Source organism: Bacillus sp. Root131 (assembly GCF_001429475.1).
In the GTDB taxonomy this organism is placed as follows: Bacteria; Bacillota; Bacilli; order Bacillales; family Bacillaceae_G; genus Bacillus_A; species Bacillus_A thuringiensis_S.
In genome coordinates this window covers 102685-126741 of sequence record NZ_LMJQ01000003.1, presented here as the reverse complement: position 1 = coordinate 126741, position 24057 = coordinate 102685, and the positions used below count along the sequence as shown (strand labels likewise).

Below are 24057 nucleotides of genomic sequence, written 5' to 3'. Positions count from 1 at the left end.
TCTTATATGATAAGAAATTGAACTTTTTATTTGTGATATTAACCTTTGTAGGGGAGTAGTTTTACAGTGAAAGTTGTTTTTTCGTCATCACTATATACTTCAATTGTTCCTTTATGCAATTCGACTATACTTTTTGCAATTGCTAATCCAAGTCCAGATCCACCAGTGTTTGTAGAGCGCGATTTTTCAACGCGATAAAAACGTTCAAAAATATGAGGTAAATCCGTACTAGGAATAGGTTGTCCGTAATTTGTTATATCAATTGTAATCATATTATTGCTTTCATAAGCAGTAAGGTCAATATAGCGACCTTCGCTTCCATAAGCGATAGCGTTTATAATAAGATTTTCAAACACACGCACTAATTTGTCACCATCAGCTAATACCATGAGCTTTTGAGATGGGAAAGAAGGTCTACATTCTATATTAGCTTCTTGAACCTGTATTCGGAATTGAACAGTTAATTGTCCAAGTAACTCTACAATATCAATGGGGACAGAATACAAGCTTAACTCTTTATTTTGAACACGTGTATATTCGAACAAGTCATTCATTAATGCATTAAGACGAGTTACTTTATCATAAATGACTTGAATATAGTATCGCAATTCCACTTCATCTCTATAATTATCATGATGAATTAAATTTACGTATCCAACTATAGAAGTAAGGGGAGTACGTAAATCATGTGATACATTTGTAATAAGTTCACTCTTTGCTTGTTCCGCTTGTCTTTCTTCATCAATTGAGACTTTTAATTGTTCAACAATTTCATTGACCCCGATTGCTAACTCTTCCAAATAATTATGATTTACAACAGAAACTTTATGATTGAAGTTTCCATTTGCAATGTAACGAATTTCTTCTATCATTTTTTTTATACAAGTTTCATAGTAAAGTTTTCTCTCGTGACGATAAAAAATGTAAAGATAGGATGAAAAAATAGAAAATAAAAACAAATAAGAAACAATCATCATCCATAAAGATTCTTTAACCCCTTTATACTTTTCATAACCAAAAATTCGAATGAATTCTTTACCGAGCTCGGTTAGAGTAAGTGAACTTTCAATTACACTCGTAACGAGGCGATAAATAATTAATTCAGTAATAGGAGTGAGTGTGATAGCTAGTAAGAGCCAAAAAATAAGTTTCCATTTAGGGATATCTTTTAATATATCAAATGCTTCATTTCTCAATTTTATAGCCAACTCCCCAAACAGTGTGAATAAATTTTTCTCCATTCATTACCGTTTCAAGTTTATCCCGTAAGTTGCTAATATGGACCATTACCGTCTTATTTGAACCATAACCATCTTCATTCCAAACGCGTTCGAAAATTTCTTCTGAACTAAATACTCTTCCTGTATTACTCGCAAGTAAATATAAAATATCGAATTCAATAGAGGTTAGTTTAATATACTCTCCATTTACTTTAACAGTATGATTATGTTTGTGTATTTCAACAGAGCGAATACGAATAATACCATCTTCATTCTTTTGCGAAGTAGCATTTTGGAAAGATGATCTTCGTAATAAAGCTTTCACTCTAGCTACTAATTCTAATGGATTGAATGGTTTGATCATATAATCATCGGCACCTGTCATAAGACCTAATATTTTATCCATATCTTCTGCTTTTGCACTAAGCATTAGAATTGGTACAGTATTATTTTCACGTACTTCCTGACAAACTTCTAATCCGTTTCGTTTTGGCATCATAATATCCAAAATCATAAGGTCAACTTCATATGTAGAAACCTTCTGCAATGCTTCATCGCCATCATAAGCTTTATAAATGTTATAGCCTTCATTTCGCAAATAAACAGCAAGTAATTCAACAATTTCTTTATCATCATCAATAATTAATATGTTTTTATTCATTTTGTAGTTCCTTTCCTTACAAATCATCAACATTACTATAATATCAAACATTTATGTACTTGTAGCAATGATTCTGTATAAAATTTCATGTAACGTATTAAAAAGGAGTAAAAAGATTAATAACGAATATAAAATAACAAAGATATTTAAATTCTGCATTATACTGAAAGTTAGTTATAAGGGGGATTTTCTATGTTATATAATGATATATATTCATTTGCTCCAACTGGAAAAATAGACAATGATATTAAAGATTTTCTACTAAAATATAATAAAGAGTTTACATATAAACATTCAATTCGTGTGGCAAATGAGGCAAAAAAGATTGCAGAAAAGTTTCACGTAGATAAAGAAAAAGCAGCAATTGCAGGATATTTACATGATATTAGTGGCATTTTTCCGAACGAGGAGCGGATTGCAGTTGCTGAAGAATTTGGGGTAGAAATAGAGGAAGCAGAAAGAAAGTTTCCTATGATTATTCATCAAAAACTATCGAGAGTAATCGCAAAAGAAATATTTAAAGTAGAAGATGAAGACGTATTAGATGCAATTTGTTGTCATACTACACTGCGTAAACACCCAACAAAGATGGATTTAGTTTTATTTGTTGCAGATAAAATAGAATGGGATCAAAAGGGGACACCACCATATTTAATAGAAATAAAAAAAGAATTGGAAAAATCTTTGGAAAAAGCTGCTTTTGTATATATTTCATATTTGTGGGAAAGGAAAGATACATTGAAAGTTATACATCCGTGGCTAGAAGAAGCATATTGGTATTTAAAAAGAATTGTACAGTAGAAGGGACAAGGAAATGCAATTAAAAGAATATATGAATCAAACATTTCCAGGAGTTACATTAGTACCGTACTTATATTCTCAGTGGGGAAATCATTTGTATTTTGATTTTGGAAAAGATAAATATCAAATTGTAGAAGGAACCGACGATTTAAATATGGAATACTTTTCTCAGCTATATACATATAATAAATTCTTATTTGAAGACATATTTTCAAAAGAAGATGTAGTGTTTGTAGTGACAAATGTTTATAGATTTAAAAAGGAAAACACAAAAACTCCACAGAAAATAAATGTATACAATAAATATATTAAGAAAAGAGATTTAAGATTTCATATAAGACAAGAAACGTTACCGTTTCTATTTGAAGATGAAGAGGCAGATTTATCCCGCTATTTGCCGGGCAGTAAGACCCCCACCTCAAAATTCAGCGAAAGCAAAGAAGGTAGGTGGGGGGCGGGCTGCCCCTAAAAGCCCGATTGGTGAGGGCTGATAATCAGTGGGGGATGAACTGTTTAAAGTTTCACATTATATTGTACATATCAATTTTCTTTAAAATGTCTTGCGGAAGATATTAAATATGAATCGCTTATACAAGCTGCTAATCATGAGGATTTCTCTGTTTTGTATCCTCGATTTGGACGGAAAAAAGAAATTTCTTATCCAGATGTATTTCTCATAAATGCAACGAAAGATATTGTCATGTTTATGTATGATGATAGAGGATGTGAAGTAATTGCGAAGAATAAAGAAATAATACGAGATTTATATAAGAAATATAAAGAATGGATTCCAGATTATGAACGAGAAAGTATAGATAACTTATTTAAATGACAATAGGGGAAGTGAAGCGTGTAATGAAACGTATTGCAATTGTATCTGCATGGGAACCAGAACTGACGTATTTGCATCAACATTATCCGAGTGAACGTGTTGAAAAAAGAGCAGCTTGGGAATTTCATTTTCATACTATCAATGAGCTGGAAATTATATCAGTTGTAACTGGTGTCGGTAAAGTAAGCTGCGCTAGTTGTGTACAATTGTTAATTAGTGAGTTTCAGCCAGATGAGTTGTTTATGACAGGAATATGCGGAAGTTTATCAAACAAAGTGAAAAACGGTCATATTGTAGTAGCACTAAACGCAATACAACACGATGTTACTGCTGCTGGCTCAGGAGAAGATGTTTTTAATTTATATAACGGTAGAACAGCACCTATTGAAACAACAAAATCACTTGTAAGAAGAATAAAAAAAATACGATTGTATGATCCGATACATTTCGGTACATTTTTATCTGGAGATCAACGTATTCGTAGTTCAGAAATGAGATATTTACTTCATACTGTATACGGAGCATTGGCAGTTGATCAAGAAGTAGCAGCTTTCGCCTATGTGTGTCAAATAAATAAAAAACCATTTTTATGTTTAAAAGCTGCTTCAGATCAAGCAAATGATAAAACGAAAGAAGAACAAAAAATCTTTAAAATGCTAGCATGCGAAAGAGCATGTGAGCATTTAATTGCTTTTTTACGTGTTTATGAGATTAATGTAGTAAATAATAGATAGTTTGTTATAAAACAAATTAATAGTAAGTTATATGTAGGGAAATGTCCGTTCATTTCAAATTAAGAGCTGAAATTTATAATAGATGGAATATATTATATGGGTACATGTTGAGATTAATACAAGCAATTGGAGGGCAATTTTATATGATTCAATATAAAAGGTGTAGTGAAGTAAATATTGATTTAGTATATGAAGCTTTTAAAGATGGATTTTCCGATTATATTATTAAGATGGAAGTTTCAAAAGAGGGTTTTATACAACGTTTTTTTGGACCAGAAGGTAATTTGCTAGAACATTCTTTTCTTGCTTTAGACGGTGACAAATCAGTTGGCGTAATATTAGGTGGTATAAAGGATTATGAAAGTATAAAGACTATGCGCTGTGGAACATTAGCGGTTCATCCTAATTACCGCGGTATTGGTGTGAGTCAAAAATTATTTGAACTGCATAAAGAAGAGGCGGTTCAACATGGATGTAAGCAACTTTTTCTCGAAGTCATTGTAGGAAACGACCGAGCGATTCATTTTTATAATAAGTTGGGCTATGAAAAAGTGTACGATCTTTCTTATTATAATTTAAATGATTTGACTAAAATAATGAATAAAGATTGTAAGGATATTGAAGTAAAACAATTAGAATTTCCAACTTTTAAAGATGAAATTCAGAAATGGTTAAACTTCCATATAAATTGGCAAAATGATGTTGATTATATCGAAAAAACAAATAATGTATTTTATGGTGCATATGTCGATAATGACTTAAAAGGCTCTCTATGTGTAAATGAACAAGGTAAAATTAGTTTTATTTTCGTAGACAAAGTTTATAGAAATATTGGTGTTGGGATGAAATTATTAGAAGTAGCAAGAGAAGAATTAATTTTATCAAGTTTATCAATTGGGTTTCCTAACAATAATTTACTGGAGGGTTTTTTAAAGAAATGTGGATTTGAAAAGAATTCTTTAGCGCAATATGAAATGTATTTATTACTCTAAAAGCGGAAGGGATTTATTCTTTTCGCTTTTTATTTTTTCTGTTAAGTTGGTAAATGCTTCGCAACTATAATTTGTAATGAGAGGAATTTGTTTATCCTTAAGTTATCTTTTTAATTGTCAATTTCATGCTAATAATTTTCTTTGTATAATATTCTAATTTTATGTAGAATAGATACGATGGGAGGGGATGAAATGAATAATGGATTAAAGTTTAAGATTTTTGAATTGCATTGTCTTGTTCAAAAGACTTATTCTGATATTAAAATAGCGTGTGATATTGCTATTTATCAAGAAAACACTTCTAAATATTTAATTTCATTAGGATTTTTAAATAAATCATATATGACTTATATAGAAGCAAAAAGATTCTATCGCGAAAATGAAGAGCTTGTAAGTGTAGAATTTGATAATTTCTTTGATATGTATGATAAATTAGAAAACGAATTAAAACAAGTTATTTCAACTGAAGATAAAAATCCTTCATTGCTACATAGCAGACTTGATCAGTTTCAACAGAAAGTTGAAAATATAAATGACCTAATAAAAGTATTGCAAAATGCTCGTTAATGAATGCTTTTTTCTTTTTTGTATAGAAATTATGTATTAAAAACATTTTAGGGATATTACATATTAAAGAGGTGGCTTTTGTTGATTACAAAAGTCATCTTTTTATGTTAGGAATAGATTGTATACATTTTAGCAGTTTCATATAAATAATAGGAATTTATACGAGGGGAATATCATGGGAAATAAAAAAGAAATAGCTATAGTTGCATTAACAACAGGATTCGTTTTAACAAGTGTAACGCCATATGGATTAGGTCATGCAGAGGAAACTGGTCAAATGCAAGTAGAAATTCAAGAGGATTCGTTCCGTACAGGTGATCTTACACAACCATCAAAAAAGGCGCCAGAGAATGTAGTTAAAGATGCACTTAAGGAAAATACGGAGCATGCTTTGTCTCCAAAACAAGTTAGTGCAGAAACAGGAGTAGATTACAAGGTTCTTCAAAAACGTGGTTCTTATGATGGAACTACACTTGTGCGCATGCAACAAATATATGAAGGAAAAGAAGTATATGGTCACCAGTTGATTGCTCACGTAGATAAAAAAGGTATTATTAAAAGTATTTCAGGAGATAGCGCACAAAATTTAACACAAGAAGATTTAAAGAAACCTATTAATTTATCAAAAGAAGAAGCAAAACAATATATTTATAAAAAGTACGGAAACGATACTAAATTTATTTCTGAGCCAGAAGTTAAGGCAGTTATTTTTGTTGATGAAAATCATGGACAGGCTAGCAATGCATATCAAGTTACATTTGCTGCTACAATACCAAATTATGTATCTGGAACTTATTTAGTGAATGCTCATAATGGTGAAATGTTAAAAGATATGGTACAAGAATCAAGTTTGAAAATAAGTGAAGAGTATGTTCAATCCGTTAAGGAAAATAAAACTAGCAATTTTACATCATTAACTGGAACAGGAAAAGATGATTTAGGCGTAACTCGTACATTTGGTATTTCTAAACAGACCAGTGGGAATTATGCGCTTGCTGATTACACAAGAGGACAAGGAATTGAGACATATGATGTAAATTATAGAGATATTACAAATGAAGAAAGTTATTATCCTGGTATACTAGCAACTAGCGTTTCAACAACATTTAATGATCCAAAGGCGGTAAGCGCTCATTTCTTAGCAACAAAGGTATACGATTTTTATAAAGAAAAATATAAGCGTAATAGTTTTGATAATAAAGGAAACAAAGTAGTTTCAGTTGTACATGCATGGGATTCTGGAGGAACAAATGATCCTGAAAATTGGGAAAATGCATTTAGTACTAATATTAATAACATTAGTATGCTTTTATATGGAGATCCTATGGTAAAAGCGTTCGATATAGCCGGTCATGAATTTACACATGCAGTTACATCAAGTGAATCTAACCTTGAATTTTCAGGAGAATCTGGGGCAATTAATGAGGCATTATCGGATATTATGGGAACGGCTATAGAGAAATACATAAATAATGGGGAATTTAACTGGACAATAGGAGAACAAACTGGATCGATTTTTCGTAATATGAAAAATCCAACTGCAATTAATTTTTCAGATGGACTACCGTATCCTGATGATTATAGTAAATATAATGATTTAAATGGAGAGGATTATGGAGGCGTTCATTTTAACTCAAGTATTATTAATAAAGTTGCGAATTTAATTGCACAAGGTGGTACTCATAACGGTGTAAATGTAAATGGCATTGGTGAAGATAAAATGTTTGATATTTTCTATTATGCAAATACTGATGAATTAAACATGACTTCTAATTTTTCTGAATTGAAATTGGCATGCCTTAAAGTGGCAACTAATAAATATGGAACGAACTCAATTGAAGTTCAAGCAGTCCAAAATGCTTTTGATGCTGCAAAAATTATAGAAAAAGTGAAAGAAAACGAAAAAACAGCAGAAAACCAAGCTCCAGAGTTAACTGTACCGTTTACGATTACACTACGTGTAGGAGATACGTTTGATCCAATGAGAAATGTAAAAGCTGTTGATAAAGAAGATGGTGATTTAACAAATAAAGTAAAGCATAAAGGCGATGTAAATACTTCAAAACCAGGTACATACATTGTGGAATACTTGGTTGTTGATTCTAAAGGCGGGAATGCAACGGCTATACAGACTGTAATTGTAGAGGGAAATGGAGAAATATCAGATTTAGAACCTAAATTAACAGTGCCTGTTGGAGCGATACTTCATGTAGGAGATTCATCTGTTCCAATGGCAGAAGTATTAGCTATCGATAAAGAAGACGGTGATCTCACTTCTAAAATTAAAGTTGATGGTGAAGTAGATACATCAAAAGCCGGTACTTACGTATTAACGTACACGGTTACAGATTCTAAAGGTCATGAAGTAACGGCGAAGCAAACTGTAACGGTCAAAGTTAGAGAAGAAATTAAAAATGAAAAACCAATACTAAAAGTACCTGCTACAACTTCGATTACTGAGGGTGATCAATTTGATCCGTTGATAGGAGTATCGGCTACTGACAAAGAAGACGGTGATCTTACTTCTAAAGTAGCGTATAAAGGAACTATAGATACAACTAAAGCTGGTATTTATGAAATAATATATAGTGTAAGAGATTCCGTGGGTAATGAGGTAAATACAATACAAAAAGTATTAGTGAAAGATAAAGAAACTAGCAAACCTAATGGTCTTGCTAATAAGACAAATAGCAATAGTATCTCAAATAACAGTAATACAGATAAAAAAGAATATACATATAAGGAGCTGCCAAAGACGGGTGTAAGTACAACTAACAGTGCAGCAATCGGCATATTGATGATTATTACAGGTACAGTACTCACTTTGATTCGCAAATTTAGAAAGATACAAAAATAATAGTAGGGATTATTCGTTTGAAGAAAAGAGTTCAGTATTCAAAAGAAATAAAGTAGAAAGTAAATAAAACGAAATATGGATTTTTTACTTATTAAGATTTTAATAGTTAAGCGGTACATTTGGCCTTTATAAAAATTTGCAGTTGGATACTATTCTGTCTACAGAACTATATTACATATAAAACACGTTACTATTCTTTTATTTTAATGAGAATAGTAACGTGTTTTTTGATTTGAAAATAGCATAAATCCTATAGCTCATGAATATAGGAGTACTTCTAATTTGCCATTGATAAGTTACTGAAAACACTTTGCTTTAATGGAAGTGTCACTCTAAATGACAACATGAGATTTTCGATATTTACCAGGTGTTTCATTGGTGAATTTTTTAAAAATTTTAGTAAAATAACTTTGATCGCTAAAATTAAGCGAAGCGCATATGTCTGATAAGGGATAGGTGGTGAAAGTTAATAATTTCTTTGCTTCTTCGATTCGTTCACGTTGAATGTACTCAATTAATGAAATACCGACTTCTTTTTTAAATAATATAGATAAATAATCTGAATTCACATTTGCAAATTTAGCAAGTTGTTTAACAGATATTGGATTGTAAATGTTTTTAAAAATGTAGTTTTTGCAAATAGCAATAGTCTGTGAATGTTGCTGTGTTTTTTGTGCCTTTACACGGTCTGCAAAGGTACAAAAAGCATTTTTTAATAAATCCCAAACAGATTCTTTGTCTTTTAAATTTTCTGTTCTTTGAATATGTAAATCATAAATTTTGTAAGCTATCCCAGATGGAAGACCCCCTTTTATCGCATATCTAGTGGCGAGCGTAATGGATGAAATACAAATGTTTTTATGACGTCTTAATTGATGGAATGAAGATAAAGATGAAAGAGTCTCTTGTTGGAATTCGTAATAATATTTGAGCACGGTTTCTTTATCCCCGTTTTCTATAGAACCAAGTAGTTGCTGCTCTATATATAAATTATGATAAATGGATTCGTCTTTTTGCATTGAAATATATACATCTTCGTTTAAGATTCTGCTATGACTTATATGAAGTGAGTCACTGTTATTTGAAAATGTGCTTACATCTGAATTTTTTTTATAGAGAATGTTATAGAACAATATTGCTATATTTACAAAGAAATTTTGATCTTTGACTGACAATGAAAAATAATGGTCTCTTGTTCTTTTATAATTTGGAATAAAATTAAGTTTACTATCCGCTTTACTTGTAGAAAAATTCACATGTGCCAAGGGCCCAATAATAACAGTACCGTTCACCATATAATCGCTCTTTATGTGAATTAAAATGAAGTGCCCTAGATGTTCGTGAGTTCTGAAGATGGGGGAATTATATGTATCATTTCTCTGAAAAAGCACATGTAACTGTTCTATTTTTGATGTATACAACAAGTGTGAATCATTTTTTGATGTGAATTCTAAAAGGATATTTTTGTTACAATCTAAAAAACAAACTGGAATTTCAAAAGATTGGAAAAACATATTGCAAATGTACTCTATCTCAACTAGACTGAGCTTTTTAGTCATATTCTTCCTCCTTACAGTTATGCGTAATAGTTAAATAAACATATATTCCTTTTTTCATAAGTAGAAACGGAAAACCTTTATTAATAAAAAATATAAATAAAAGTTATAAACTTCTAAGAATAATACCATAATTTAACATGAATAGCACATATTATTTGAATATACAGGTAATAGTTTTGGACAGTAGCGTAAAATATGAATCGTCACACTTATTTGTTGGTTATTACTTATATGTATTAAAAATGATTAAGGTTGGATTTTAAATGGGGATAGGAAGTGAGAAATTAATAGATTGACAGTAAGTGACTAGTCGAAATTAGCAGTGAAAGCTATTATGTAACAAATGTAATGATTTTGAAGTAGAGATATAAGTGTAATTTAGGGGAGAAAATTACATATATCATGTGGAGAGACAACGTAATAATAGAAGATAAGAAATGTGAATAAGTGATTGTAAACAATGGATTGTTGGACGACTATGTTTTATGTTATTCGTTTAAATCTGATACTTGGCACACTATTGCTTTTAAGAAGGTAATAGTAATAAAGAGATTTTTAAAATGATAGAAGTAGTAAAGGGGATAAGAGAAATGAAAAAAATATTTAGTGTGCTTTTAGTGTTATTCTTAACATTTTCTACATGGTCTAGTGTATTAGTAAAGGCAGATTCACCATCTAAAGGTACTTTAACGATTCATAAGTATGAACAAGAAAAAGATGGAGCGCAGGGACTAGAAGGTGACGGTTCTGCAAATCAAGAGGTGCCAAAAGATGCGAAACCATTAAAAGGTGTAACGTTTGAAGTGAAAAAGGTTGCGTCTTTTGAAAAAATTTCAAACGATGGGAAAATCGTGAAAGAAGATGTGAAACCTGTAATGGGAGCAACTCCAACGCAAGTAGTAACAGATGATAACGGACAAGCTGTATTAAAAGATCTTCCGCTAGGACGTTATGAGGTGAAAGAAGTGGCAGGACCTCCACATGTTAATCTAAATCCCAATACGTATACAGTGGATATCCCATTAACGAATAAAGAGGGTAAGGTGCTAAACTATGATGTTCACATGTATCCTAAAAATGAGGTTAAACGTGGTGCAGTGGATTTAATAAAAACTGGTGTAAATGAAAAAGCATTAGCAGGTGCAGTATTCTCTTTATTTAAAAAAGACGGTACAGAAGTGAAAAAAGAGTTAGTAACAGATGCTAATGGTCATATTCGCGTGCAAGGATTGGTGTATGGAGAATACTATTTCCAAGAAACAAAAGCTCCGAAAGGCTATGTAATAGATCCAACTAAACGTGAGTTTTTTGTTAAGAACTCCGGAACAATTAATGAAGATGGAACTATTACTTCTGGTACAGTAGTTAAATTAGAAGTGAAAAACTATGAAGAACCAATAATTGATAAAAAGATTAACGGAAAATTGGAAGCGTTACCAATCAATCCGTTAACTAATTATAATTATGATATTAAAACATTAATTCCAGAAGACATTAAGGAATACAAAAAATATGTGGTAACAGATACTTTGGATAATCGTTTAGTGATTCAAGGAAAGCCAATCGTGAAAATTGATGGAGCAGAAGTAAATGCAAGCATTGTAGAGGTAGCTATAGAAGGTCAAAAAGTAACAGCTACAGTAAAAGATTTCACAAAATTAGATGGTAAAAAAGAATTTCATGTGCAAATTAAATCTCAAGTAAAAGAAGGAGTACCATCTGGTTCGGAAATTTTAAATACAGCAAAAATTGATTTTACAAATAAAAATGATGTAATTGGAGAAAAGGAATCTAAACCTGTAGTTGTTGTTCCAACAACTGGAATAATTGAGTTAACAAAAATTGATGGTGCTAATAAGAATAAATTAAAAGGTGCAGAGTTTGTACTTAAAGATAAAAATGGAAAAATAGTTGTTGTAGCAGGAAAAGAAGTAACAGGTGTATCAGATGAAAATGGTGTTATTAAATGGTCTAACATTCCATATGGAGACTATCAAATTTTTGAAACGAAAGCACCAACATATACAAAAGAAGATGGTACAAAAGCTTCTTATCAATTGTTAAAAGATCCTATTGATGTAAAGATTAGCGAAAATAATCAAACGGTTAAATTAACGATTGAAAATAATAAAAGTGGATGGGTTCTTCCGGTAACGGGTGGCATAGGAACGACTCTTTTTACTGTAATAGGCCTTACGTTAATGGTTACAGCGGCATTTGTTTTCTTCAGAAAAAAGTTTGCTAATAATTAAGATTTTAGGGACATGTAACTATGGGAAAAGGGGAGAAGAAAAATGCTTCCCTCTTTTCGATATTTAAGCATATACAGAGGTGGAAATATGAAACGAAATCTTGTTTTGGGAGGTATTTTTTTATTTGGATTAGGTGTGCTTTTATATCCTACTATTAGTAATTGGTTGGCGACTCGTGCACATTATTCTGAGATTAGCTCTTACGATAAGAAGATCAAAGAGCTACAAAAGAAAGAAGTCGAACGTAGGGAAAAAGAAGCAGCCGAATATAATAAACAAGTTCAAACTTCCACGAAAACATTTACTGATCCATTTTCTGAAAAAAAAAGTAATCATCAAGCATATGCTGATGCGTTAAATTTAGGAGATGTAATGGGGTATATTGAAATATCGAAAATTAATATAAAACTGCCAATCTATCAAGGGACATCTGAGGAAGTATTGAGCCGCGGGATAGGTCATTTAGATTTTTCTTCGCTCCCGATAGGTGGAGAAAATACGCACACTATTTTAACAGGGCATCGTGGTTTACCATCAGCAAAATTATTTACAGATTTAGATAAGTTGAGCGAAGGAGATCTTTTTTATATTCATTCTTTAGACAAAGTTCTTGCTTATAAAGTAGATCAAATTAAAGTAGTGTTACCACACGAAACGGACGATCTACAAATTGTACAAAAAAAAGATTATACAACTTTAATTACGTGTACGCCTTATGGAGTAAACACCAATAGATTGCTAGTTCGAGGTGTGCGTGTGGAGTTAAACGAGAAAGAAAAACAAAAAGTGAGTACAGAGATATTTATATTTAATAAGTGGACTGTAATAGTTCCAATCCTATTGTTATGTGTGTTTCTAGTCGTAATTTATAAGAAAAGGTTAACTAGATAGAATGTATTTATTTATCCTGCATTAATGGACAGTGGGACCGGAAATTCAGAGATAAGTAAAGAAGGAAGGTGTATAGGGAATGAAGTAAATCCTCATTGACAAATATGTCATTTTATTCGACTATAGAAAAAATACGGTAAAGGTGGGAACAAAGGAATTGAGGCTACGATTAAAGCTGGTAAGTATTCATTTTATTGTTTTGTTAATGTTAAGTGTAAGTTTTGTCGTATATGTACCAAAAGAAGTATATGGATCCACGACAAACTTAGAAGGTCTAGGTGATATATCGCGTTATAATGCAGTTGTCTTTGGTAACCATAAAGCAATAGGTGGCGACATTGAAGGAGCAATTGCAGTTCAAGGTGATATGGATGCATCGGGGTATACGATTGTAGGTGCTGCAGCGGGAACATCTAATATAGTAGGTGAAAAATGGGTTGATGAGGGATATCCGTCCTTGTTGTTGTCTGGAAAATTTAAGAAATCAAGAGAAGAATCTTTTATCATTCAAAACGGAATAGTAGTAATGACAAAAGAGAGTGATCCAGATCGCATCATACAATCCTCTTATGATCGTATCGTTTATAAAGAAAAACTAGAAATTGACGCGAAATTTAATGAATTTCGCAATATAGTGAACCAAGTCAGTAAAAATGCAGGTCAATATAAAACAAATACCCCAATTCCAAATATGAGTCATGGAATCGGAAAAGATATAAACAATCCTAATATTTATGTTTCATCAGAATTGACAGGGAAAATTAATTTAGATATAAGAGATGTATTTTTACCAAATGCTAAGGACAAAGATTTTATTGTTATGTATTCGGATGCAACAGAGGTTACATTTAAAAATGGGTCTATTCTATATGACACGAACAATATTGGAAGGGCTACAGATATAGTTCCTACATCACAACCATATTCTCCTAATTCCCCGTTTACTGAGCTATATGGGAAAGTGATTTGGGTTTTTCCAAATGCGAAAAAAATTATAACAGAGGGATATGGTGTCGTTGGTAGTGTGTTTGCCCCCAATGCTGTATTAGAAACAAAAGGCGGTTCGATTAATGGACAAGCATTTGTCGGTGCGGTACAACAAACTGGTGGATTTGAATTTCACAATTTCAAATTTAACTGGCAACATTGGAACAAGCCTAGTACTGGAAAAGTAAAAATAAAAAAAGTTGATAGTAATAATGATAATAAAAAATTGGTCGGAGCAAAGTTTCATATAGAAGATTCAAATAAAAAAGTAGTTGGAGAACTAGTAACAAATGAAGAAGGAGAAGCGATATCAAAAGACTTACCAAAAGGAAACTATACCCTTGTAGAAATAGAAGTGCCAAAAGACTATGAATTATTAAAAGATAAAATAGCTGTAAAAATAGAAAAAGATGCAGTAGTAGAAATTAAAATAGGAAATAAGAAATTGCCAGATCCAATGGGAAAAATGAAGTTAGTGAAAGTAGACATAAGTGATAAAAATAAAAAGCTAGCAGGGGCAAAGTTTCATATAGAAGATCCAAAAGGAAAAATAGTTGGAGAACTAGTAACAAATGAAGAAGGAGAAGCGATATCAAAAGACTTACCAAAAGGAAACTATACCTTAGTGGAAGTAGAAGCACCTAAAGGTTACGAATTATTAAAAGAAAAAATAACTGTAAAAATAGAAAAAGATGCAGTAGTAGAAATTAAAATAGGAAATAAGAAATTGCCAGATCCAATGGGGAAAATGAAGCTTGTGAAAGTAGACATAAGTGATAAAAATAAAAAACTAGCAGGAGCAAAGTTTCATATAGAAGATTTAAAAGAAAAAGTAGTTGGAGAGTTAATAACAGATGAAAAAGGAGAAATGATATCAAAGGACTTACCAAAAGGAAACTATACCTTAGTGGAAGTAGAAGCACCTAAAGGTTACGAATTATTAAAAGAAAAAATAACTGTAAAAATAGAAAAAGATACAGTAGTAGAAATTAAAATAGAAAATAAGAAATTGCCAGATCCGACTGGGCAATTTGAAATTGAAAAAGTTGATGATAAGGATAGTGAATTAAAGCTAAAAGGCGCTGTATTTCAAGTGTTAGATAAAGAAGGGAAAGAAGTTAGTAGATTAATAACGGATGAAAAAGGAAAGGTAATTTCCAACCAATTAGCAATTGGAAAGTATACGATTAAAGAAATAAAAGCACCGAACGGATACATGTTACTTAGGGATCCAATAGAAATAGAAATTACAGAAGCAGTAAAGACACAAAAAATAACAGTAAAAAATGCGAAGAATAATTGGGTAATTCCTAATACTGGTGGGAGCGGAACAACAATTTTTTACGTAATTGGTATTATGCTAATGTTTGCTTTGCTATATTTCTGTAAGAAAAATCGTATATTATGAACTAATTTTATAGAGTTAGACAGATCGTTGCGTTAGAGAGTTTTAGGACATGAGTTCGGTATTGTACTGCACTCATGGTACTAAATTTGTTAAAGGAGGAAGGATAATAGTAAACATAGAATATATTAATGAATTAAAATATTTAAGAGGTGAACATGGTGGCAATAAAACAAGACGAAATTAAAGTAGTTGCCGGAGCTGGAGTGTTTAATAATAATCCAGGTTGGATTCAAACGCAAGAAGATGAACTTAACTTACTAGATAAAGCTACGTGGGAAGAAAGATTTGAATACAACTCTATTTCAGCTATTTTAGCTGAGCATGTATGGGAACACCTTACTTTTGAAGAAGGTGTAAGAGCAGCTGAAATTTGTTATGAATTTTTAAAACCATCTGGTCATATTCGGTGCGGAGTCCCTGATGCATTCTTTCAGGATGAGGCATATCAAAATATAGTTCAAATAGGGGGACCCGGTCCGAAAGATCATCCAGCAGCAAGTCATAAAATCGTTCATAATTATATAACATTAACGGAAATGTTTGAAACTGCTGGATTCGAGGTAGTTTTACTTGAATATTGTGATGAAAATGGTCGGTTTTATTACAACAAATGGGATGCAAACGACGGTGTTATTTTCCGTTCGAAAAGGTATGATTCTAGAAATAAAGGCGATAAACTTGGTTTTCCATCGCTAATTGTCGATGCGATTAAGCGTTAATCATTCAACAAAACAGGAGTTAATCCTATGATTTCATAAGTCGCAAATGCGGCTTTTTTATTTGTACGTAAATCTATATTTAATTTTTAATATTATATAACTGGATTTAGAAAATATTTAAGTTTTTCTCAGCACCATTCACTTTAAATTAACACTTCGTTGTCATAAATATTTATTTTATATTTATATTCGTGTAAAATGAAGTGAGAACATATATTCTGTATAAGGAGGCAATCAAAATGATAGCTGAAATTGGGAAACTAACTGATGGATATATTGTAAAATTTGAACGTGAATTTCCATATACGGTAGAGGAAGTTTGGTCTGTATTAACAGAAAACAGTAAGCTGAAAAAATGGATGTCCAATTTACAGATTGAAAGCCTTAAAACTGGTGGAATAATAAAGTTCGACATGATGGACGGTTCATTCATAAACATTGATATTTTAGAATGTCAACTAAACTCAGTACTTGAATTTACTTGGGATAAAGACCGTGTCCGATTTGAAATACATAAAGAGGAAAATGGTACTCTTTTACTTCTTAAAGAGTACATTCATGAATTAACAGATCATACACCGAGAGATATAGCTGGTTGGCATATTTGTTTAAATCTTTTTTCTTACGTTTTAAAAGGAGAAGAGAAAGAATTTTCTAAAGATGAATGGCAACAATGGTTTGAAATATACAAGGATAAGATTCATGAAGCGAGAGGATAATTGCATAATAGGTAATATTCATTATGTAATTATTATATTGTAAAAATGCTTTTGTGAATAAATAAGAATAGAGGTTAATATGAAAGTAAATCAATTAATTGCTAATAACATAAATAAATTAGATGCAACTATACCGTTTAATAAATCGTTTGGAATTGCTGGTTTATCTGGATCGGGTAAAACAACTTTTTGCCAAAAAATTGGTGAAGAATCAAAAAAACGATTAGTTTCTTTATTGCCAAAGGCTGAATATCAATATTTATTTCCTAACATTATGGAAACAAATTTTAGTGCCATTAAGATGGAAGAAATACCTTTAGTACTTTTTCTAGGAAAATCATCGATTTCGTCTAATCCGCGTTCAACGATTGGTACTCATACTGGTGTTTTTACAGAGGTTCGGGAAAAACTTGCTGAGGTATTTAATCTTTCTCCAGAGGTCTTTTCATTTAATAATCAATTAGGCTGGTGTACTGGTTGTAAAGGCCGTGGTACTACAAAAAATGTTGAGTGTAAAAAATGTAAGGGAAAACGTTATAGTGAAGAAATTGAACAACATGAAATTGATTTGTTGGACAAGCCACATTCAATCTCAAATATTAATGATTTAAGTATTGAATCTATTCTTTCACTAGCAAAAGAGTTAAATATTAGTGAAGAAAAACAGCATATACTGCAAAATATTATTAATATGAACATTGGTTATTTAACATTAAATCGAATTATGGGTACGTTATCAGGTGGAGAGTTAACACGACTTTATTTGGCCGAATTCATGGCAGTAAGTGAAAATGCTGTAATTATTATTGATGAGATTTCAGTTGGACTTGATCATGAAACTTTATTACAAATTTTAGAAGAGATTAAACGATTAGGGTGTAAAAATCAAATTTGGCTTATTGATCATTCAGATACAGTACTAGATACAACTGATGAGCAATTGTTCTTTGGACCTGGTAGCGGAAAATATGGCGGGAAAATTGTGGAAGAATCACCAAGACCAAAGTCAATACTGTGGGATCGAAATAAAGAAATACCAACAGAATATTATACATTCTATGATTTATATTGCCGTAATATCCAAATGGCTGAGTTTCAAATTCCTAAAAACAGGCTTGTAACAGTTACAGGAGAATCAGGATGTGGGAAATCTACACTTGTCAACGAATGTCTAGCTACAGATTTTTTGAAACGATATCCAAAAGATAAATTAGTTATGGTAGGACAAGACCGAAATCAATCAATTACAAGTCGATCAACTGTAGCAACTTTCCTAGATATTAAAAAGAAACTGACAAAGTATAGTGAAGACATTGATGATATTTTTGAGCGCTCGATTGAGGATATTATTGATGAACTTCCAAATGAAGATATCGCTTATAAACGTTTGAGCCTACTAATTAAATTAGGGCTTGGCTATTTAACATTAGAGAGAAAAACACAAACATTATCGACAGGTGAGTTTCAATGTGTTCATTTAGTTTCGGAATTATTTGCAAACACTAGAAATCCACATACATTATTTATTTTTGATGAGCCTTCAAAAGGTTTATCACAAAATATTTTAAATCAATTTATCGATAGTATTAGAGGTATTCTGCAAGATGAATCAGTTTCGATCATTATGATTGAGCATAATCGTTACATGTTAGAAAGCTCTGATTATATAGTTGATTTTGGAAAAAGGCAGAATGAATCTATAGAGCATTTGGATGTTGTCAATCATGAGGATTACTATCGTCAAAAAAGTAATGTGAATAGCACAGAGAAAATACACATCTCTTCAATGCTTAAGCAGAAAAAAGGGGTTCACTATTTAGAAGAAAATCATATTAACTATTTTAAAAATGCCGAAAATATTTATAAGGGCGGTATTTTAAAAAGTTTATCATCAATGGCTAGGTTAATTTATGGTGAATATGAATCTGATACAATCGCACCTGTTATTGCTATTGATCTTGAAAGACATTTATATAGTCAATATAGTTTCTTATATGAGATTGGTGGATTAATTAATCATATTGTAGCTGCTCATCCAATTAATAAAGATACGAGAAGTTTTGATTTCTATTCACAGGACAATCATTGTCCATCTTGTTCTGGACGTCTTCAAATTGAAGTTTTTGATAAAGATATTGCCATTCAAGATAAAAGTGTTCCATTTTGGGATGGGCTATTCGATCCAGAAATCATGAAGGTATTAAAATTTTATCAGCATGAAAAAATAGAATTTCTATTCGAAGAAATAAAAAATGAGCTTGATCACGATTTGTCAAAGAGCTATAATGATATGTCAGAAGAAGAAAAGCATACGTTTTGGTACGGGTATTTTGAAAAATCATTTTATGATAAAAAAGGAAAGACACGCAGAACATGGGTAGGATTTAATACAATTATTGGTGGATATATTGTTATTTCAAAAGCACCTATTAAAGAAGAAATTAAAAGTTCAAAAAAAATGATGAAATGTCCAATTTGCGAGGGGACGGTTTTAAATCATCATAAACCACTTAAATTTGATAACGTAGATATTCGTGAAATAATTAATCAGCCTATTAATGAAGTAGTGAAAACAGTTGGTGATTTACCGACACTTGTTAAATTGAAGTCTATTGTTGGTGGCGATATGGTATTGACAGAAGATGTTTCTTTATTGCCAAGAAAAGCACAAGTTGCACTGAAGATGTTTGAATTAGAACAAGCAAGCTTTTCAAACTATGAAATGGTGTTACAAAATGTCTTACCATTCTGGGGTGAAATAAAAGGAAATATCGAATCCATTAGTGTTAATAATCAAGTAACTGTTTGTGATTTCCCTAATGTTTATGAAACGAGAGAAAACATTATAGATAAGTATTTCACAAATGGTAAATATAAAAAACTTACGTATGTATACGAAGCGTTTGGATACAAAAAAATAGTTACCCAAATTAATAAAATTAAAAAAAGTAATCCATGTCCATTTTGTAAAGGTAAGAAAGTGATAACCGAAGATAATCTACATGATGGTGTCTTTAAACTAACAATTCCATGTGTAACTTGTAATGCAAGTGGTATTAATGACGAAGGGTTAAAAGAAGTTGTCGAGGGCGTGGATGTACAAACGTGGTTAACTGGAAAAGTTAGTGATGTTGTGGATGAGAGCTTATTAACAGAAGCTGTTGGGCAAATACCAATTTTTAATCGTATTCGTGAGTTGGATAAACGAGATATGATGGCGGTTTATGAATGTCTTGAGAAAAATAACTAATGGTTATCAATTGCAGTAGTCATAAAAACAGGAATATAGGTTTTTAATTATATAAATATAACATGTTAAATTGTTATTTAAATCGTTAAAAATAGTTGACCCTCACATAATGTCATTGTTTATGATGAAGTTGAGCTTCAAAGTAGATGTAACTTATAGGAGGAAATCATGTTTAAAATAGGGGATTTTTCGAAACTATCTTCCATTAGTATACGTATGTTGAGACACTACGATAAAGTGGAATTATTACAACCAGTAAAAGTCGATGAGCAGAGTGGATATCGATTTTATTCAGCTGACCAATTAAAAAAAGTAAATCAAATTCAAACATTAAAAGCTATGGGGTTTAATATTGCTACCATCAAAGAAATAATAGAATGCGATAATATAGATAGCATAAAAGAGCAATTTTTAAATCGTAGTGCTCAAATTAAAGAAGACATGAATAACCTCCAAAAACAATTACGTCTCCTCGAAGACTCAATGAAAACGATGAGAGAGGATGTTGTTGAGATGAATTATCATGTTTCAATAAAAGAAATTCCAGAAAGAACTGTAGCTAGTGTTAGAAAGATTATTCCATCGTATAATTGCGAAGGTGATTTATGGAGTGTATTAATGCAAGAAATTCAAATGAAAAATATTAGTATTCCCCATCCGAGTTATAGTATTGCGGTTTTCCATGATCGTGAATACAAAGAAAATGATGTAGATATAGAAATACAGCTAAGTATTCTAGGTAAGCACGAAAATACAAAAGACGTTACATTTAAAAATATGAAATCAACCAATGTAGCTTCTATAACAGTTAATGGAAGTTATGAACAGATGACAGCTGTAAATGAGGCTGCGGCAAAATGGATTGAGACAGAAGGTTACAAATTAGCAGGCCCGATGTTTAATATTTATCATGTGAGCCCAGCGATGGAATCGGATCCTAATAAGTGGGTTACAGAAGTTTGTTATCCAGTTAAATAATGATAAAGAAAAAAGGCATTAATTATATGCCTTTTTTCTTTGGAAACTTATCCATAAATATCAAGACAAATTACTTCGAGATTCGATTCGTCAACTACTAGCACAATTTTATTTGCAAATGTACAAAATGAGCGGATTGTAATGAATCATCTAAAAACCAACCAGTTGGTACTAAAGTAATGTAATCATCTATTTGGAAATTTCAGCAATGTTTAAATGAGCAACAAAAGCCACCGTAATAAGGGGCTTTTGTCTTAAATAATTTAATGATATGTATACCCTCCATCAGGAAACAATACATTACCCGTAGTAAAACTATTTTGCATTAAATATAGGACAGTATGTGCAATTTCATCATTATATCCAGCTCGTTGTACAAGTGAAAGAGATTTATAAGCTTCGTAAGCAACTAGTCTATTTTCATTTTGTTCATTTTCTTTTTGTATTGTTCCAGGAGAAACCACATTAACTCTAATAGGAGCTAATTCCACAGCTAAAGCCTTCCCTAAACTTTCAATAGCACCATTGCAAGCTCCATAAGCAGGTGCGCCTTTAAGTGGTCTTTGACTAAATGCACCGGACATTAACACGATAGATCCAGAGTTTGAAAGAAAAGGAATTGCATATTTTACGGCATAATATTGAGGCCAAAACTTTCCGATGAAGCTACTTTCAGCAATTTCCTCTGTAGAGGTAATTGGTCCAAGTGTGTAAGAGGCTCCCGGTGTGAATAAATGATCAAAGTTCCCAACTGTCTTGAAAAAAATTTGTAATTGCTCTTTATTTTGATTATCCAATATATAAGTTTGAAGATGATTGCTATTTATTAATTTTTTAGCAACTTTTAATTTTTCTTCCGAACGCCCTGCAATAATAACATGTGCTCCTTGTTCAATTACTTGTTTTGCCGTTGCCAATCCAATACCAGAACTCCCGCCAATGATAACAATACGACTATTTTCTAATGTAGTAATAGACATATTTTAGCCACTCCTTTAATAAAAAATTTAGAATATAACTGTGCTATGCTTTTATTATTCGCTAAAAGGGAGCAAGTGAAAAGTACGCACTTTATATGTACATAGTCGTAAATTTCGTACTAATCGCTATTTATGCGGATAAGTAATTGGAAAAATCGCTAAATATGGTTTATCCCGCATTAACGGGCAGTAAAACTCTCACCTCAAAGTTAGGAAAATGCAAGGAAGTTAGGTAAGAGATCAATTGCCCGTAAAAGCCCGATTGGTTCAACTAATAATCAGTTTGGGATGAACAAAACCCTCACTGATTAAAGTTTCACTTTATGATATCTGAGGAGAGGTGAGAAAAATGGATTTACAAGAACCGAAGTTAAAAGGGGTAATAGCAACATTACAAATAATCGGTGGGAAATGGAAGCCACTCATTTTGTTTATTTTGCTAACAGATGGAATGAAACGTTTTGGTGAATTAAAGCGATTGATACCAGATATATCTCAAGGGACGTTAGCGAAGCAATTACGTGAATTAGAGCAAGATCAACTAATAAAACGCGAAATTTATCAAGAAATACCACCTAAAGTAGAATATAGCTTAACTGAACATGGAAAAACAGTCAGTACTGTTTTGGATAGTATGTGTAGTTGGGGAAGAGGGCATTTAGAATATATAGATAAAGATAAACCATAAAAATGTTATGTAAACTTATTGTAGTGTGAAGGGAAATATTGTTTTAATAATTTGTAATTTATAATATATAATTAAGGAGTGTCGTAGGTTATTATACATATTTAATTTATTTTTACAAAGGGGAAGTAATAAGATGAACGAATTAGAGTATAAAAGCTTCTATGATAAAGTAGGAAGATTAAATGGATGGGATTTTAGTAAAATAAAATGTGAAACTGTAGGAGATACATGGGACTTTTATAGTGAGGTAAAAGAAAGGTGTAAACCATCACATATTTTACTTGATGTTGGTACAGGGGGAGGAGAAAATGTACTTAACATAGCATCATCAGCTAAATTGTTGATTGGAATTGATAATTCTAACGGCATGATTGCAACGGCACATTCTAACTTGAAAAAATCAGGTGTACAAAATGTTGAGTTTCTTCAAATGGGTTCTGAAGCTTTAACATTTCCACATGCACATTTTGATATTGCTTCAAGTTGTCATGCCCCGTTTCTGGCATCTGAGTTAGCGAAAGTAATGAAAAAGGGTGCCTTTTTCTTAACACAACAAGTAAGTGAGAATGATAAATTAAACCTGAAAGAAGCATTTGGTAGAGGGCAATGCTTAGGTGAACGGGATGGTACTTTAAAAGAAAAGTATATGAATGAACTTATTAGTGCAGGATTTGATCTCGTGCAAGTACGTGAATATGATGTTACTGATTATTACAGTAGGTCTGAAGATCTCATTTTCTTATTAAAACATACCCCTATTATTCCTAGATTCGGAGAACAGGAAGAGGATTTTACTATTTTACAAAAGTTCATTGATACGTATAGTTTTGAAAAAGGGATTCGTACTAATTCAAAAAGATTTATGATTATTGCTGTTAAATTATAATATATTTTAGTGTAAAAGCTGCTTTTCATTTAAAGAAAAGCAGCTTTTTGTGTGGAAAAGAATACAGGAAATACTT

General features: G+C 31.5%; 18 protein-coding genes and 2 pseudogenes. 16 read left to right on the top strand and 4 right to left on the bottom strand.

Going from position 1 to position 24057, the window contains the following annotated elements:
- Nucleotides 1-38: 38 nt before the first annotated feature.
- Nucleotides 39-1196, bottom strand: coding sequence for a HAMP domain-containing sensor histidine kinase (locus tag ASE54_RS15170; protein WP_001243314.1), 1158 nt, complete (start codon nt 1194-1196; stop codon nt 39-41).
- The gene (locus tag ASE54_RS15165) at nt 1186-1881 is read right to left on the bottom strand and encodes a response regulator transcription factor (RefSeq protein ID WP_001038808.1); all 696 of its coding nucleotides are present in this window, start codon (nt 1879-1881) and stop codon (nt 1186-1188) included. The genes ASE54_RS15170 and ASE54_RS15165 overlap by 11 nt, the downstream gene beginning before the upstream one ends.
- Nucleotides 1882-2073: 192 nt before the next feature.
- On the opposite strand from ASE54_RS15165, the gene yqeK reads away from it, so the two are divergent.
- From yqeK to ASE54_RS15130, 7 genes and pseudogenes are all read left to right on the top strand, one after another.
- Nucleotides 2074-2682: a bis(5'-nucleosyl)-tetraphosphatase (symmetrical) YqeK gene (gene yqeK / locus ASE54_RS15160; RefSeq protein ID WP_000966598.1), complete on the top strand. Its 609-nt coding sequence runs from the start codon at nt 2074-2076 to the stop codon at nt 2680-2682.
- Between the two features lie 13 nt (nt 2683-2695).
- Nucleotides 2696-3067 (top strand): annotated as a pseudogene (locus ASE54_RS15155) (hypothetical protein); the annotation flags it as partial.
- 141 nt (nt 3068-3208) lie between these two features.
- Nucleotides 3209-3514, top strand: a pseudogene (locus ASE54_RS35750) (DUF3885 domain-containing protein); the annotation flags it as partial.
- Nucleotides 3511-4248 (top strand): S-adenosylhomocysteine nucleosidase, encoded by a 738-nt coding sequence (locus tag ASE54_RS15145; protein ID WP_002082744.1) that lies wholly within the window; start codon nt 3511-3513, stop codon nt 4246-4248. The pseudogene ASE54_RS35750 and the gene ASE54_RS15145, both read left to right, overlap by 4 nt.
- A gap of 143 nt (nt 4249-4391) precedes the next feature.
- Nucleotides 4392-5240 (top strand): GNAT family N-acetyltransferase, encoded by an 849-nt coding sequence (locus tag ASE54_RS15140; RefSeq protein ID WP_000617065.1) that lies wholly within the window; start codon nt 4392-4394, stop codon nt 5238-5240.
- A gap of 192 nt (nt 5241-5432) precedes the next feature.
- Nucleotides 5433-5807, top strand: coding sequence for a hypothetical protein (locus ASE54_RS15135; RefSeq protein ID WP_001059022.1), 375 nt, complete (start codon nt 5433-5435; stop codon nt 5805-5807).
- A 175-nt stretch (nt 5808-5982) separates the two neighbouring features.
- Nucleotides 5983-8664 carry a M4 family metallopeptidase gene (locus ASE54_RS15130; protein ID WP_000527044.1) on the top strand — a complete coding sequence of 894 codons (2682 nt, stop codon included), beginning with the start codon at nt 5983-5985 and terminating at the stop codon, nt 8662-8664.
- Nucleotides 8665-8996: 332 nt separating this feature from the next.
- Here the strand turns inward: ASE54_RS15130 and ASE54_RS15125 are convergent, their stop codons facing one another.
- The gene (locus tag ASE54_RS15125; protein ID WP_000162841.1) at nt 8997-10223 is read right to left on the bottom strand and encodes a helix-turn-helix domain-containing protein; all 1227 of its coding nucleotides are present in this window, start codon (nt 10221-10223) and stop codon (nt 8997-8999) included.
- A gap of 590 nt (nt 10224-10813) precedes the next feature.
- On the opposite strand from ASE54_RS15125, the gene ASE54_RS15120 reads away from it, so the two are divergent.
- From ASE54_RS15120 to ASE54_RS15090, 7 genes are all read left to right on the top strand, one after another.
- Complete coding sequence (locus tag ASE54_RS15120) at nt 10814-12475, top strand: SpaA isopeptide-forming pilin-related protein (protein WP_080548795.1); 1662 nt, start codon at nt 10814-10816, stop codon at nt 12473-12475.
- An 87-nt stretch (nt 12476-12562) separates the two neighbouring features.
- The gene (locus ASE54_RS15115) at nt 12563-13366 is read left to right on the top strand and encodes a class C sortase (RefSeq protein WP_003309507.1); all 804 of its coding nucleotides are present in this window, start codon (nt 12563-12565) and stop codon (nt 13364-13366) included.
- Nucleotides 13367-13523: 157 nt separating this feature from the next.
- On the top strand, nt 13524-15761 hold the full coding sequence (locus tag ASE54_RS15110; RefSeq protein WP_014895251.1) for a SpaA isopeptide-forming pilin-related protein: 2238 nt from the start codon (nt 13524-13526) through the stop codon (nt 15759-15761).
- Between the two features lie 155 nt (nt 15762-15916).
- Nucleotides 15917-16480, top strand: a complete 564-nt coding sequence (locus ASE54_RS15105; RefSeq protein ID WP_000225718.1) for a hypothetical protein — start codon at nt 15917-15919, stop codon at nt 16478-16480.
- Between the two features lie 239 nt (nt 16481-16719).
- The gene (locus ASE54_RS15100) at nt 16720-17199 is read left to right on the top strand and encodes an SRPBCC family protein (protein ID WP_000559842.1); all 480 of its coding nucleotides are present in this window, start codon (nt 16720-16722) and stop codon (nt 17197-17199) included.
- A gap of 79 nt (nt 17200-17278) precedes the next feature.
- The gene (locus ASE54_RS15095) at nt 17279-20449 is read left to right on the top strand and encodes an ATP-binding cassette domain-containing protein (RefSeq protein WP_014895253.1); all 3171 of its coding nucleotides are present in this window, start codon (nt 17279-17281) and stop codon (nt 20447-20449) included.
- A gap of 168 nt (nt 20450-20617) precedes the next feature.
- A complete protein-coding gene (locus ASE54_RS15090; protein WP_000472622.1) occupies nt 20618-21427 on the top strand; it encodes a MerR family transcriptional regulator in 810 nt (269 codons plus the stop codon).
- Between the two features lie 263 nt (nt 21428-21690).
- On the opposite strand, the gene ASE54_RS15085 is transcribed toward ASE54_RS15090, so the two are convergent.
- Nucleotides 21691-22407 (bottom strand): SDR family oxidoreductase, encoded by a 717-nt coding sequence (locus ASE54_RS15085; protein ID WP_000029094.1) that lies wholly within the window; start codon nt 22405-22407, stop codon nt 21691-21693.
- Nucleotides 22408-22756: 349 nt separating this feature from the next.
- Between ASE54_RS15085 and ASE54_RS15080 the strand changes: the two genes are divergently transcribed.
- Nucleotides 22757-23095, top strand: a complete 339-nt coding sequence (locus ASE54_RS15080; protein WP_000365520.1) for a helix-turn-helix domain-containing protein — start codon at nt 22757-22759, stop codon at nt 23093-23095.
- Between the two features lie 133 nt (nt 23096-23228).
- The gene (locus ASE54_RS15075) at nt 23229-23981 is read left to right on the top strand and encodes a class I SAM-dependent methyltransferase (RefSeq protein WP_001003870.1); all 753 of its coding nucleotides are present in this window, start codon (nt 23229-23231) and stop codon (nt 23979-23981) included.
- Nucleotides 23982-24057: the final 76 nt, after the last annotated feature.